The following is a 13,230-nucleotide window of genomic DNA, read 5'->3' as shown; positions in this document are numbered from 1 at the left end:
GGCGGCGGGGAGGCGCCGCCGCTGCGCGCGCGGGACCGGTCAGAGCCGGACGCCGGTCTCGCGATCGAAGATGTGGATGAGGTCCGGGGCGATCCGCATGTTCAGCGGCTCGCCGGGCGTCACGGTGGCGCGGTCGTTGATGACAACGGCGATCTCCGGGTCGCTGTCGGTGAACAGGAAGGTCGTCGCACCGGTCGCCTCGGCGATCCTGAGCGGCAGGCTGAACTGGGCGTCCTGCGCCGAAACCAGCTCGAGATGTTCGGGCCTCAAGCCCACCGTCACCTTGCGGCCGGCCTCCAGCTTGCCCGCATAGGGCAGAACATCGCCGTCACCGAGTTCGAGCTTCAGGCTGTGGCCATCCTCACCCACAATTGCCGGCAGGAAATTCATCGCCGGAGAGCCGATGAAGCCGGCGACAAACTGGTTCGCCGGGCTGTCATAGAGTTCGAGCGGCGCGCCCTCCTGCTCGATCCGGCCTTCCTTCATCAGGACGACACGGTCGGCCATGGTCATGGCCTCGATCTGGTCATGGGTGACATAGACCGAGGTCGCGCCGAGACGGTCGTGCAGCGTGCGGATTTCCTTGCGCATGTGAACGCGCAACGCCGCATCGAGGTTCGACAGCGGCTCGTCGAACAGAAAGGCCTTCGGGTCGCGGATGATGGCGCGGCTCATGGCCACGCGCTGGCGCTGGCCGCCGGAGAGTTCACGCGGATAGCGTTCCAGAAGGTTGGAGAGTCCGGTGGTTTCGGCCACTTCGCGGGCCTTCACCTGGGCATCCTTCTTCTTCATGCCGTGGGTGCGCAGGCTGTAGGTCAGGTTTTCCTCGACCGTCATATGCGGGTAAAGCGCATAGGACTGGAACACCATCGCAATGTCGCGCCGGCGCGGCGGCATGTCGTTCATGAGGTCGCCGGCGATCTTCACCTCGCCGCCGGAAATCTTCTCCAGGCCTGCCAGCGTGCGCAGCAAAGTGGACTTGCCGCAGCCGGACGGGCCGACGAGCGCGACGAACTCGCCCTTCTCGATCGTGAGGTTGACATTCTTGAGGGCGTGGTACCGGCCGTAATATTTCTCGACCGCGTTGAATTCGATCTGGGTTGTCATTTCAAAGCTCCCGAGGTCAGGCCGGAGACGATCTTGCGCTGCAGAAGAACAAAGGCGGCGAGGATGGGGGTTACGTAGATCGAGGCGTAGGCCATGATCCTGTTCCAATCGACCGAGTTCGGACCCATGAAGGTGGAGAGACCGACACTGGCGGGCTGAAGCTCGACATCCTGGATCAGCGATTTGGAATAGACGAATTCGCCGAAGGCCTGCATGAAGATCAAAAGCGCGCTGACGAGGATGCCGTTGCGGGCAAGCGGCAGGACGATGTGGAAGAAGGCGCCGAAGCGGGAATTGCCATCCACAAGGGCTGCCTCTTCCAGCTCCGCCGGCACGTTCATGAAGGTGGCGCGCACCAGCACGACGAAGAACGGCATGGCCTTGGCGGTGATCGCCACGATGACGGCAATGCGCGGATAGTCGAGCAGGCCGATCTGCGAGAAGCCGACGAAGATCGGCGTGACCATCAGCGAGGCCGGCAGAACCTGCAGCATCAGCACCAGGAACAGGCCGATATCGACCCACACACTGCGGTAGCGGGCCAGAACATAGGCGCAGCCCGAGCCAAGCGTGGCGATGAACAGGACGGCGCAGCTTGCGATGATCAGCGAGTTCTTCAGATAGGTCGCCATGTGGCGCTCGACCCAGACGCCGGCAAAGACGTCCCATTGCGGGTTCGGCGGCACGAAGCTTGGCGGTGCGGCAAACATCGCCGTGCTGGTCTTCAGCGCGGTCACATACATCCAGTAAAGCGGGAACAGATAGATGGCTGCCAGGACCAGACCACAGGCGATCAGCAGCGTGTTTCGGGTTGTCGGGGTCATCCGCGCACCTCATGGCGGGTCGAGCGCACATAGAAGACGGCCGCGATGATGACGAGTGTGATCATCAGCACCGAAACGGTCGCGCCGCGTGCGAAGTCGTATTCACGGAAGGAAAGCTGCCAGGCCCAGTACTGGGCGACGTTCGAGGAATTGTTCGGACCGCCATCGGTGATCGCGGCAAACAGGTCGAACTGCTGGAGGGTGAAGATCAGGCCGAGCGAGAGAAGCGCGCCGATCGTCGGGCGCATCATCGGCAGCGTGATCGTGTAGAAGCGGCGGAATGCGTTGGCGCCGTCAAGGCTTGCGGCTTCATAAAGGTCCTTCGGAATGGCGGCGAGGCCGACCGACAGAAGGATCATGTTGAAGGCGGTGCCGAACCAGATATTGGTGATGATCACGCTCCACAGCGCAAAGTCCGGAGACGAGCGCCAGAAGATCGGATCGTCAATGACGCCGATCGACTGCAGGAAGAAGTTGATCACGCCGAAGTCGCCGGCCAGAAGCCAGTTCCAGATCGCGCCGGTGACGAGGCCCGGCATGACCCAGGAGACCAGAAACAGGCCGCGCAGATAGGTCGATCCCGGAAACTGCATGTTGAAGAACAGCGCCAGGAAGAACCCGAAGATGAATTGTCCGCCCAGCGAGCAGAGCACGAAGATCAGCGTATTGCCGAAGATCGGCCAGGCCTGCGGGTCGGTGAGCACCGCGATATAGTTGTCGAGGCCGACAAAGGGACGAAAGAAGGTGCCGAGACTGAAAATGTCCACTTCCTGAAAGCTCATGATCACGTTGTAGACCAGAGCCGAACCGGAAATGGCGATCAGAAAGATGAGCGGAATGCCCACCAGCAACAGATCGAAACCGCGGCCGTCCCAGAGCGTTGAGAGCGCCTTGCGCATTGTTGAAGCTCCCTTGGGCGATTAAACGGATGAAAACCGGGATATCAGGCAAGCCTTCTCCGTCCACGCCCTTTTTGGGGCGTGGCGGGATATCCCGGATTTCAGGAAAAGCAGATTACTTTCCGGTGATCTTGTCGATCTGCGCCTGGGCCCGGTCAAGCGCCTGCTGCGGCGTCTGGGAGCCGGCGAGCGCGGATTGCAGGGCCGTCTGGATGGCCTTGGAGATTTTCGGCCATTGCGGATGCGGACCGCGCGGCTGGGAGTACTGCATCTGCTCCAGGAAGACCTGCAGCGCTTCGTCCTTGGCCTCGTTGCCTGTCGGCGGGATGTCGATGTCGTTGCGCGCCGGGATCTGGCCGAAGCGTTCGAACAGGTCCTTGTCCTGCTCGGCGAAGAACTCCAGCGCCTTGAAGGCTTCTTCCGGATGTTCCGTGGAGGAGAAGATCACCCAGTTGTAGTCGCCCATGGCGGACGAACGCGGGGAGCCCTCGGCCGGCGTCGGCAGAAGCGTGACGCCCCAGTCGAAATCGGCCTCGTCGGCCATGCGGTTGATTTCCCACGGGCCGGAGATCGCCATCGCCGCGTTGCCGGCGTTGAAGGTGGCGGTGGATGCCCACTGCGTGCGCGAAACCGTATCCGGCGAGGCGAGGCCCTCGTCCAGAAGCGTCTTGAAGAAGGTCAGCGCCTCGACGCCGCCCTCGGAATTGATGTTGTCGTAGCTGCCGCCGGCCATCTGCACGAAGGGCAGGAACTGGAACGTGCCTTCTTCCGAGGCCTTGGCCGAGAAGGCGACGCCGTAAACATCGTTTTCCGGATCGTTCAGGATGCGGGCGTCCTCGACCAGTTCGTCCCAGGTCTTCGGCGGCTCTTCAATGCCGGCTTCCTCGAACATGTCCTTGTTGTAGTAAAGCGCGATCGTGTTGGTCGCCTTCGGAACGCCGTAGATGCGACCGTCCCAGGTGGCAGACGCCATCGGGCCTTCGAAATACTCGTCGACATTGATGATGTCGGACTGTTCGATCATGTCCGTCAGGTCGAGGAGCGCGCCGTTGGCGGCCAGCATTGCCGTGTCGGGATTGTCGACGGCGAAGATGTCCGGCGCGCGGCCGACCGAGTAGGCGCGCATCGCCTCGCTCATCAGGTCGGCGAAGTTGACCTCGCGGTAGACGACGTCGATATTCGGTTCGCTTTCGTCAAATTCGCGGGCGAGGTCCGGCGTCGGCTGGCCGGTCTTGTCGACGGTCCAGATGTTCAGCGTGACCGGTTCCTGCGCGAGCGTCGGAACGGCGGTTCCCAGGCTGATGGCAGCCGCGGAAACACACAGCATAAGTTTGGCGCGATTCATAAAATAGCCTCCCGTATAGGTTTTCCGACCGTCCTCGGCCGGTCTCGACGGATTGTGTTTAAGGTCGACAGGGGAACAGTTGCCGCATGGACCCCGTCGCGAGGCGCCGCTTCACTGTCATTGACTTAACAGCCCCGAAATCGCTAAAACACGCTCCGTAAACGTTTACGACAATAGACACGGACCGGTTCTGCTGTCAATAGAGGTACGAACCTCAAAATTGGAGAGACCATGACGGGCATTCGTCAGCTCGCGAACCACCTGCAACTTTCGATTGGTACGGTCTCGCGCGCGCTGAACGGCAAGGCGGACGTGAATGCGCAGACGCGCGAGCGGGTTTTGAAGGCGGCAATGGAGCTCGGCTATGTGCCCAACCAGTCTGGCCGAAGCCTCAGGAAGGGGACGACAAGCACGGTCGGCCTGATCCTGACGCAAGGCAATAGCCTGGGCGAGAACAACGACAACTTCTTTTTCGGCGTGATCCACGGCCTGCAGGCCGCATTGAAGAAACACAAGCTCGATCTGGTGCTTCTTCTGTGCGCGCGCGACGAGGATCCCGACAGTTTTCTCCAGCGCATGGTGGCGCAACGCATCGTTGATGCGGTGATTCTGACGGCGACCCGCACGCACGATGAACGCTTCGCTATATTGAGGCGCGCCAACATGCCGTTCGTGACGCTCGGCCGCAGTGAAAGCCTTGGCGACGCCTCCTGGATCGACCTTGATTTCGAGGGGATTGCCCGCAGTTCTGTTGCGCGTCTCTGTCGCCGGGGCCACCGGCGCATTGCGGTGGCCGTGCCGAATGTGGATGCCAATCTCGGTCCGCTGTTCCTCGAAGGCTACCGGCAGGGGCTTGCGGATTGCGGCCTGCCGTTCGACGAGAACATCGTCTTTCATGCCGAGACCAGCGAGGAGGGCGGCTATGATGTCGCCGGGAAGGTGCTGGCAACCGAGGACCGTCCGACCGCGATCCTCCTGATCGCCGAACTGATGTCGGTCGGCCTTTATCGCCGTCTTGGCGAAGCGGGGCTGGCGCCCGGTCGCGACCTCGCCGTGATTGCCGAGCGCGAAAGCCCCGTGGGCCGTTTCCTGCTGCCGCGACTCACCTGTTTCCGGCTTGATCTCGATGCTCTGGGGCGCATGCTTGGAGAAATGCTGCTCGCCAATCTGCCGGCCTTTGCCGAGAACTACAAGGACGTGCCGAAAGGCAAGATCTGGCCGCTGGAACTGGTCGAAGGCGAAAGCGATCCGCCGCTCAGGCGCGAGGAGCGGCCTCGGCCGACCGGTTGATGGCGCTTTGGCCGGTCACGACACGGGGTCTTGACCGCAAAAGATCAACCGCTTTGGGAGAGCGGGTCTTGTCAAACCCGCGTCAATTGCCATGGTGTCGTCAGCATTTTGAAAAGACGAAGGGCAGGCTTCCAATGGCGAATATTGCATTTCTCGGTCTGGGCGTGATGGGCTATCCGATGGCTGGCCATCTGGTCAGGAAAGGCCATCAGGTGACGGTCTATAACCGCACGGCGGCAAAGGCGGAAAAATGGACTGGCGATTACGAGGGATGCATGGCCGAAACGCCGGCCGCCGCCGCGACCGGCAAGGACATCGTTTTCTGCTGCGTCGGCAATGATGACGATCTGCGCGAGGTGGTGCTTGGCGAGGACGGTGCGCTTTCAGCCATGAAGGCAGGCTCGATCTTCGTCGATCACACCACAGCTTCCGCGGAAGTCGCGCGCGAGCTTTACGCAGCGGCAAAGAAAAAGGGTATCGGTTTTGTCGACGCTCCGGTCTCCGGCGGCGAATCCGGCGCGGTGAACGGCGTCCTGACCGTCATGTGCGGCGGCGACGAGGCCGATTTCGAGCGGGCGCGTCCGGTCATGGAAAGCTATGGCCGTTCGGTGCGCCGCGTCGGCGAGGCCGGCAGCGGGCAGCTTGCCAAGATGGTCAACCAGATCTGCATCGGCGGTCTGGTGCAGGCGCTGTCCGAAGGCATTCACTTTGCCCAGAAGGCCGGGATCGATGTCGACATCGTGCTCGACATCATCACCAAGGGCGCGGCCGGCTCCTGGCAGATGGAAAATCGCGGCGCGACGATGAATGAGGGCAAGTTCGATTTCGGGTTCGCCGTCGACCTGATGCGAAAGGACCTCGATATCTGCCTGACCGAGGCCCGACGCAACGGCGCTTCCCTGCCGGTCACGGCCCTTGTCGACCAGTTCTATGCCGATATCCAGAAGGACGGCGGCGGCCGCTGGGACACGTCGAGCCTGATCAAACGGCTGAAGTAAAACAGGGGTAGCATAGACGGGACTGCCTCTCGCGAAGGACATCCACGATGCTGATAGCGCAGATCACCGATACGCATCTTGTTCTCGGCGGGCGCAAGCTTGCCGGGCGGTTCGACACGGAAGCCGCGTTCGACCGCTTGATGCAAAGCCTTGCCGATCAGCCGGTGAAGCCCGACCTTATCCTGTTTTCGGGCGATCTTTGCGAAGACGCGGGAGAGGCGGAATGCCTTCATATCGGCCGGGCGCTCCGGTCACTCGGCATTCCGGTTCTGGCGGTTCCGGGCAACCACGATGCCCGCGCGCCGATGCTGAAGGGGCTCGAAGGCATGGTGGAAGAGACTGGCTCGGGGCATCTCTGCGTCGAGGACGCCTCCCGCTCCGTCACCATCCTGGGCCTTGATACGCTGGTGGACGGCGCGCCGCAGGGCGCGCTTTGCACCGCGCGGCTCGCATGGCTGGAAGACGCGCTGAGCCGGAACAGCGGCGAGGAGATTCTGATCTTCATGCATCACCCGCCGATCGCGACGGGCCAGGGGAATATGGATGCGATTGCGCTCGGCGAAGGGCGTCCGCGTTTCGCGGAGCTCGTTGCCGGCCATGGCGGGATCAAGGGCATTCTCTGCGGTCACATGCACCGGGCGATCACCGGCAGCCTCGCAGGCGTGCCGGTTTTCATTGCATCGTCGGCGTCCCACCAGCTTGCGCTGGACCTGCGCGAAGGCCAGCCCTACCGCTTTTCCACCGATCCGGCGCAATACGCGCTTCACATCGTCGAGCCGGGAAAGCCAATCGTCAGCCATCTCGTGACGGTTTAGGCAGGAAGCTCAGGTCCCGCCGCGCGCCGCCCAAAGCGCCCCGCGACGGATGATCTCGCTCACCTGCGGCACTTGCAGGTCGGCGAGTTCATGGCCGATCGAGCAGTAGAACACGCGGCCCTTGTCCCAGCGGCGTTTCCACACGACGGGGATGACCGTGCCCTCGATCCACCAGAGGTGGTCGCCGGAAAAGGTCGTGGTTGCCAGGACCTCGTTCGAAGGGTCGGTCAGCATGTAATATTGCTCGGAGCGCAGCCTGAAGCTCCTGATGCCCTCGACGATCGGGTCGGACGGACGGCAGATGGTGACGTCGTAATCGATATAGTCCTCGCGTGGCTGAAGGTTGTCGGGCCAGCCGGGCGGGTGGGCGACGAACTGGCCGCCGATGAGGAAGTGATAGGTCGGACGATCGCGGAAGGCGTCGCCCATATGACCGTGCCAGCCGGCAATGCCGCAGCCCTCGCCGACCAGCTTCAGAAGGCCGTCTTCCTGCGGCTTGCTCATCGTGCCGAATTCCTCGCGGTGGCCGGAGCGGGCCGATGACCAGATCGGAGTGATGAGGTCGATGCCGGCAAGATCAGCAGGGCGTTCCAGTGGCTCCATCGTGTCGTAGACATCGACGCTGAAGCCGTTGTCCTTCAAAAGGTCGGCGTACCAGTCGGAAAATTCGGTCGGCGCGTGGCCTTCCCAGCCACCGACAAACAGGACGGCCTTCATGTCTTTTCCTTTCGCATGAAATTGAGGATCGAGGCCATGTCACGGGCGCCATAGCCGGCGCTTTCGGCCGCTTTCAGCGTCTCGAGCGTCTTGAGACCTTGCGGCATGGCGGTGCCCAATTGGTCCGCAAGCGCCGCCGTGACTTCCATGTCCTTGCGGGCAAGCGCAACCGTAAACGTCACGTCATGGGCGGCTTCATCGAGATAGAGCGGGCGGCGGTATGTCAGCATCGGAGCCGCCGCTGCGGAGGCCTCGATCACCTCGAAGGCCGCTTCCGGGGCGATGCCCGCGGCCTCCGCAAGCGTCATGGCTTCGGCGAGCGTCTGGTTGATGCCGTGGATCAGGGCGTTGACCGAGAGCTTCATCACAGCGCCACGGCCGCTTTCGCCGAGGAAAATTGTCCTTTTTCCGAGCGCATCGAACACCGGAAGAAGCGGCGCGCCGGTTTCCGCATCGCACCCGGCCATGATCAGCAAGGTCGCCTCTTCGGCTGCCTTTGTCGCGCCGGAGACGGGTGCATCGATCACCGTCGCGCCCGGAGGGGCCGTCCCGGCCAGGCGGACGATATGGTCAGGGCTCATCGTTCCCATTTCGATGAACCAGCGCGCCCGGCTGCCGGCAAAAAGCCCGTCCTCGCCAAAATGCACCGTTTCGGAGGCGGCATCATCCGCCAGCATGGCGATGATGATGTCGGCATCATCCGCCAGTTCCCGCGGGGTTTCAGCCGCGCGCGCGCCGGTCTCCGTCGCAAAGCCTGTCGCCCTGTCGGCGGAGCGGTTCCAGACGATAACATCATGTCCGGCGCGCACCAGATTGCGCGCCATGGCCTGGCCCATGCGGCCAAGCCCTGCAAATCCGATCCGCATCAGCCCGCCCTCTCGAGGTCAAGGCCGGAGATCGCCTGGATCAGCTTGTCTTCGGAAACCTCCTCGGCGGTGAATATCTCCGTGATCCGGCCGCTGTACATGGCGATGATCCGGTCGGAGACATGCAACACCTCCGGCATTTCCGAACTGATCACGATCACCGCATAGCCCTGGCGGGCGAGCGCGCGGATCAGATTGTGGATCTCGGACTTCGAGCCGACGTCGATGCCGCGCGTCGGCTCGTCGACGATGAGAATATCGGGATGCATGGAGAGCCATTTGCCGATGACGATCTTCTGCTGGTTGCCGCCGGAGAGATTGCCCGCCAGTTGCCGCCAGCCGGGCGTGCGGATGTCGAGCTTGTCGCGATACTGGTCGAAGATGGCGATTTCCGCGCCATCGGAGACAAACGGCCCGGCGGTGAGGTCTCCGACCTGCGGCAATGTCATGTTGTCGCGGCAGTTCATGCCGAGCACCAGTCCCTGGCCCTTGCGGTCTTCCGGCACCAACGAGATGCCGTTCCTGATTGCGTCGATCGGCGAATGCAGCTTCACCGGCTTGCCCTGCAGCAGAATGCGACCGCCGCTCGGTTCGCGAAGGCCAAAGAGGGTTTCGGCGATCTCCGTGCGACCCGCGCCGACGAGACCGTAAAAGCCGACGACCTCGCCCCTTCGGACATCGAAGCTGATATCCCGGAAAAGTCCGTTGCAGGAGAGGTTTTCGACAGCGAGCGCGACCTCGCCCAGCTGCACATGTTCGTGGTTGCGGGTGAGGTCGAGCGAGCGGCCGATCATCAGCTGGGTGATCTCGTCCTCATTCGTTTCCGCCGTCACCAGCGTGCCCCGGCACTCGCCGTCGCGCAGGACGGTAATGCGGTCGGTGATGTTGAAGATCTCCTCCATGCGGTGGGAGATGTAGATGATGCCGACGCCCTGGGCCTTGAGGTCGGCGATCACATCGAAGAGCACGACCTTTTCCGCGTCCGTCAGCGAGGCGGTCGGCTCATCGAAGATCACCGCCTTGGCCTCGACGGTCAGGGCGCGCGCGATTTCCACCATCTGCTGGTTGGCGATGGAGAGTTCGCCGACGCGGGTTTCCGGCGTGAAACCGGTTCTCAGCTTATCGAGTATGGATTGCGTGTCGTCATGCAGTCTCTTCCAGTCGACAAGGCCGAAGCGTTTCAGCGGCAATTCGCCGAGAAAGATGTTTTCCGCCACCGTCAGTTCCGTTGCGAGGCTCAGTTCCTGGTGGATGAAGACGACGCCCTTCGATTTCGCCTGCAGCGGCGAGGTCATCACCACCGGCTGCTCGTCGATCAGGATGCGACCGCCATCCGGCTGGTGAATGCCGCCCAGTACCTTCATCAGCGTCGATTTGCCGGCGCCGTTCTCGCCGACAAGCGCGTGGACTTCGCCGGGACGGATGTCGAGCGAGACGCCGTCGAGCGCGCGCACGCCGGGAAATGTCTTGACGATATTGTCGAGTCTGAGCGCCGGTTTGATGTCACTCATATCCTGAGCTCCCCTCTGCCTTTGCGGTTCAACTGACGGTCCAGAAACAGGACGGCGATGAGAATGAGGCCGATCACGAGATTGACGGTTTCGGTATCCGCGCCGATATAGCCGAGGCCCTTGCGCAGAAGCTGGATGGCGATGACGCCGCCGAAGGTGGAGAGGATCGAACCCGAACCGCCGGCAAGCTTTGTGCCGCCGAGAACCACAGCCGTGATCGCCCACAATTCATAAAGCTCGCCGTCATTGGGGTTGACCGACCCGCTTTCTGAGTAAAACACCACGGCGCTGAGGGCCGCGAGAAAGCCGATCAGGATGAAGTTGCGCAGGAAATGCGGACCGACGCGAATGCCGGCATTGATCGCCGCCTCGCGATTGTCGCCGATCGCATAGGCATTGCGGCCATGCACGGTTTTCGTCATCACCAGCCAGATGATGGCGGTGACGGCGAGGAAGAACCAGCTTGCCGTATGGATGCCGAGGAACTGCGCTTCTGCGAAATCAACCAGTGTCCAGTTCAGATGCGAGGTCGGGTTCTCGCCGTTATACATGAACACGAGGCCGCGATAGCCGAGCATGGCGCCGAGCGTGACGATGAAGGCGTCGACGCCGGTTTTCCACACGATGAGGCCGTTGAGCCCGCCGAGGATTGCGCCGGTCAGAAGCGCCAGCGCCCAGGAGACCGGGATCACCCAGTCGCCGAGCCCGGCAAAGATTGGCCATGTCATGGAATCCAGCATCACGATCCCGGCCAGCGCGAAGGTCGCGCCGACGGAAAGGTCGATATTGCCGTTGATCATGATCACCGTCATGCCGATCGCGATGATGCCGATCGGGACCGACTGCTTCAAAAGCAGCAGCATGTTGTCGAAGCCCATGAAGGCGGTGTCCGACAGCGACAGGAAATGGCCGGCAACGGAGAAGAAGATCAGCTCGACGAGGATGAAGCCCCAGATCGCGCCCTGCTTGACGTATTTCGTGTAATTCTGTCTGGTCATGGTCATCTCCTCACGCGATCGGCGACCAGAGACGGCCGCGCTTGGCGGCAATGTCGAGCCAGACCGCAAGAATGATGATCACCCAGGTGACGACATACTGGACGTAGAACTGGAGGCCGGCGAGCAGAAGTCCGTTCTGGATAAAGCCGAGGATCAGCACGCCGATGACGGTCTTGAACACGGTGCCGGACCCGCCGAGTAGCGACGCGCCGCCGAGGATGACGGCGGCCAGAACCTCGAGCTCCATGCCCTGGCCGACCGTGTTCTGGCTGCCGAGCGAGCGACTGGCCTGGATAAGGCCGGCGGTCGCCACGCAGAAGGAGGAGATCAGGTAGGTGAAGAACACGATGCGGGCGCGCGGAATGCCGGAAAAGGTTGCCGCGACACCATTGCCGCCGACGGCATAGACCTTGCGGCCAAACGGCGTCTTGGCAAGCAGCAGGGCAAGCACGATGGCCAGACCCGCGAAAATGACGATCGGGGAGGGGATGCCAAGGATGTCGCCCTGGCCGAACACGGAGAACCAGGTGCCTTCCTTGTCGGCGATGTCCATGTTCTTGCCGCCGGAATAGGTCAGCGTCAGGCCGTAGATTGCCGACAGCATGCCGAGCGTGACGATCAGCGAGTTGAGCCGGAGGTAACCGATCAGGAAGCCGTTGAAGGCGCCGAGCGCCAGCGTCATCGCATACATGGCCGGAATGCCCAGCACCGGGCCAAGCCTGTCATGAAGGTCGAGGACGACGATGGTGGAAAAGGACATCATCGAGCCGACGGACAAGTCGAGATTGCCGCCGATGACGACGAAGGTGACGCCGAGCGCGATGACGCCCAGAATGGCCGAGGAGCGGATCACGCCCAGAATATTGTCCGGCGCGACAAAGCGCTGGTTGATCAGAGCAAAGCCGATCATGAACACCACGAAGGCGATCAGGATTCCCTGACGGGCCAGCAAAGCGCCCACATCTTTTCGGGTAAAATTCGCCACAAGCTCCTCCCAAAGCTCCGGTTTCAGGCCATTGCGGGCGCTATCCGCCCTTGTCTTCGCATGCGCGCTTCAAACGAGCGTCATGCCGCCGTCGATCATCACCACTTGCCCGGTCATGTAATCGCTGTCGGGCGAGGCGAGGAAGGTGGTCGTGCCGGTAATGTCGTCCGGCCGGGCCACCTTGCCGCGCAGAATGTCGGCCGAGAACGCGGCCATGGCCTGGCCGGGCTTCTCCGCCGCGCCGATCTCCATCAGGTCGCGGTCGACCTGTTCCCACATTTCCGTCGCCACCACGCCGGGCGCAAAGCCGGTCACGGTGATGTTGTGTTTGGCGAGATCGCGCGCGCCGGACTGGATCAGCGATATCACGCCCGCCTTCGAGGCGCAGTAGGGCGCGACATTGTCGAAGCCCTGCCTGCCGGCGATCGAGGTCGTGTTGATGATCTTGCCGCCGGTCTTCTGGCTGATCATCTGCCGTGCCGCCTCCTGCATGCCGATCAGGCAGCCGAGACCGTTGACGGACATGATGAAGTTCCAGTTCTCCTCGGTCACGTCGAGAAAATTCATCGGCCGGTTGACGCCGGCATTGTTGAACTTGACGTCGAGCTTGCCGAAGACCGAGACCGCGTGGGCGATCATGGCGCGCACCTGGTCGCGTTTCGTCACGTCGACCACGGCATGGGTGACCCGCCCGCCGTTTCGCTGCGCCCGCTCGCGATTGTCTTCTGCCACCGCGGCGATCTTCTCGGCGTTGATGTCGGCAAAACAGACATCGGCGCCTTCGTCCAAAAGCGCTTCGCCGATCGCGCGGCCGATACCGCGCGCCGCTCCCGTCACGATGCAGGAACGTCCAGAGACACGACCCACTGAGCCTC

At 62.4% G+C, this 13,230-nt stretch carries 13 protein-coding genes; 3 read left to right on the top strand and 10 right to left on the bottom strand.

Translation table 11 applies throughout. The features are described 5' to 3' along the window. Nucleotides 1–39: 39 nt before the first annotated feature. The 4 genes from AZF01_RS17785 to AZF01_RS17770 all read right to left on the bottom strand — a co-directional run bounded on the left by AZF01_RS17785 (nt 40) and on the right by AZF01_RS17770 (nt 4,157). Nucleotides 40–1,107: an ABC transporter ATP-binding protein gene (locus tag AZF01_RS17785; RefSeq protein WP_024708430.1), complete on the bottom strand. Its 1,068-nt coding sequence runs from the start codon at nt 1,105–1,107 to the stop codon at nt 40–42. After that, on the bottom strand, nt 1,104–1,931 hold the full coding sequence (locus AZF01_RS17780; protein ID WP_024708431.1) for a carbohydrate ABC transporter permease: 828 nt from the start codon (nt 1,929–1,931) through the stop codon (nt 1,104–1,106). The genes AZF01_RS17785 and AZF01_RS17780 overlap by 4 nt, the downstream gene beginning before the upstream one ends. Further along, nucleotides 1,928–2,830, bottom strand: a complete 903-nt coding sequence (locus AZF01_RS17775) for a carbohydrate ABC transporter permease (RefSeq protein ID WP_024708432.1) — start codon at nt 2,828–2,830, stop codon at nt 1,928–1,930. Before AZF01_RS17775 ends, AZF01_RS17780 begins: the two co-directional genes overlap by 4 nt. 115 nt (nt 2,831–2,945) lie before the next feature. Next, on the bottom strand, nt 2,946–4,157 hold the full coding sequence (locus tag AZF01_RS17770; RefSeq protein ID WP_244435564.1) for a sugar ABC transporter substrate-binding protein: 1,212 nt from the start codon (nt 4,155–4,157) through the stop codon (nt 2,946–2,948). Nucleotides 4,158–4,406: 249 nt separating this feature from the next. Between AZF01_RS17770 and AZF01_RS17765 the strand changes: the two genes are divergently transcribed. The 3 genes from AZF01_RS17765 to AZF01_RS17755 are packed head-to-tail and all read left to right on the top strand — an operon-like array spanning nt 4,407 to nt 7,278. After that, complete coding sequence (locus tag AZF01_RS17765; RefSeq protein WP_024708434.1) at nt 4,407–5,465, top strand: LacI family DNA-binding transcriptional regulator; 1,059 nt, start codon at nt 4,407–4,409, stop codon at nt 5,463–5,465. Beyond that, nucleotides 5,465–6,463, top strand: a complete 999-nt coding sequence (locus AZF01_RS17760; protein WP_081725791.1) for an NAD(P)-dependent oxidoreductase — start codon at nt 5,465–5,467, stop codon at nt 6,461–6,463. Before AZF01_RS17765 ends, AZF01_RS17760 begins: the two co-directional genes overlap by 1 nt. 47 nt (nt 6,464–6,510) lie before the next feature. Further along, nucleotides 6,511–7,278: a phosphodiesterase gene (locus AZF01_RS17755; RefSeq protein ID WP_051424073.1), complete on the top strand. Its 768-nt coding sequence runs from the start codon at nt 6,511–6,513 to the stop codon at nt 7,276–7,278. Between the two features lie 9 nt (nt 7,279–7,287). Here the strand turns inward: AZF01_RS17755 and AZF01_RS17750 are convergent, their stop codons facing one another. From AZF01_RS17750 to AZF01_RS17725, 6 genes are all read right to left on the bottom strand, one after another. Further along, the gene (locus tag AZF01_RS17750) at nt 7,288–7,995 is read right to left on the bottom strand and encodes a ThuA domain-containing protein (protein WP_024708436.1); all 708 of its coding nucleotides are present in this window, start codon (nt 7,993–7,995) and stop codon (nt 7,288–7,290) included. Next, a complete protein-coding gene (locus AZF01_RS17745) occupies nt 7,992–8,861 on the bottom strand; it encodes an NAD(P)-dependent oxidoreductase (protein WP_024708437.1) in 870 nt (289 codons plus the stop codon). Before AZF01_RS17745 ends, AZF01_RS17750 begins: the two co-directional genes overlap by 4 nt. After that, a complete protein-coding gene (locus tag AZF01_RS17740; protein ID WP_024708438.1) occupies nt 8,861–10,372 on the bottom strand; it encodes a sugar ABC transporter ATP-binding protein in 1,512 nt (503 codons plus the stop codon). Before AZF01_RS17740 ends, AZF01_RS17745 begins: the two co-directional genes overlap by 1 nt. After that, nucleotides 10,369–11,370, bottom strand: coding sequence for an ABC transporter permease (locus AZF01_RS17735; RefSeq protein WP_024708439.1), 1,002 nt, complete (start codon nt 11,368–11,370; stop codon nt 10,369–10,371). Before AZF01_RS17735 ends, AZF01_RS17740 begins: the two co-directional genes overlap by 4 nt. A gap of 10 nt (nt 11,371–11,380) precedes the next feature. Then, on the bottom strand, nt 11,381–12,355 hold the full coding sequence (locus AZF01_RS17730) for an ABC transporter permease (protein ID WP_024708440.1): 975 nt from the start codon (nt 12,353–12,355) through the stop codon (nt 11,381–11,383). 69 nt (nt 12,356–12,424) lie between these two features. After that, a complete protein-coding gene (locus tag AZF01_RS17725; protein ID WP_024708441.1) occupies nt 12,425–13,222 on the bottom strand; it encodes an SDR family oxidoreductase in 798 nt (265 codons plus the stop codon). Nucleotides 13,223–13,230: the final 8 nt, after the last annotated feature.

It is taken from the genome of Martelella sp. AD-3 (assembly GCF_001578105.1).
In the GTDB taxonomy this organism is placed as follows: domain Bacteria; phylum Pseudomonadota; class Alphaproteobacteria; order Rhizobiales; family Rhizobiaceae; genus Martelella.
This window is presented reverse-complemented; position numbering and strand designations above follow the sequence as displayed.

Coding starts and splice junctions, on each gene's coding strand:
- AZF01_RS17785 (WP_024708430.1), bottom strand. CDS start 1,107: ATGACAACCCAGATCGAATTCAACGCGGTCGAGAAATATTACGGCCGG.
- AZF01_RS17780 (WP_024708431.1), bottom strand. CDS start 1,931: ATGACCCCGACAACCCGAAACACGCTGCTGATCGCCTGTGGTCTGGTC.
- AZF01_RS17775 (WP_024708432.1), bottom strand. CDS start 2,830: ATGCGCAAGGCGCTCTCAACGCTCTGGGACGGCCGCGGTTTCGATCTG.
- AZF01_RS17770 (WP_244435564.1), bottom strand. CDS start 4,157: ATGCTGTGTGTTTCCGCGGCTGCCATCAGCCTGGGAACCGCCGTTCCG.
- AZF01_RS17765 (WP_024708434.1), top strand. CDS start 4,407: ATGACGGGCATTCGTCAGCTCGCGAACCACCTGCAACTTTCGATTGGT.
- AZF01_RS17760 (WP_081725791.1), top strand. CDS start 5,465: ATGGCGCTTTGGCCGGTCACGACACGGGGTCTTGACCGCAAAAGATCA.
- AZF01_RS17755 (WP_051424073.1), top strand. CDS start 6,511: ATGCTGATAGCGCAGATCACCGATACGCATCTTGTTCTCGGCGGGCGC.
- AZF01_RS17750 (WP_024708436.1), bottom strand. CDS start 7,995: ATGAAGGCCGTCCTGTTTGTCGGTGGCTGGGAAGGCCACGCGCCGACC.
- AZF01_RS17745 (WP_024708437.1), bottom strand. CDS start 8,861: ATGCGGATCGGATTTGCAGGGCTTGGCCGCATGGGCCAGGCCATGGCG.
- AZF01_RS17740 (WP_024708438.1), bottom strand. CDS start 10,372: ATGAGTGACATCAAACCGGCGCTCAGACTCGACAATATCGTCAAGACA.
- AZF01_RS17735 (WP_024708439.1), bottom strand. CDS start 11,370: ATGACCAGACAGAATTACACGAAATACGTCAAGCAGGGCGCGATCTGG.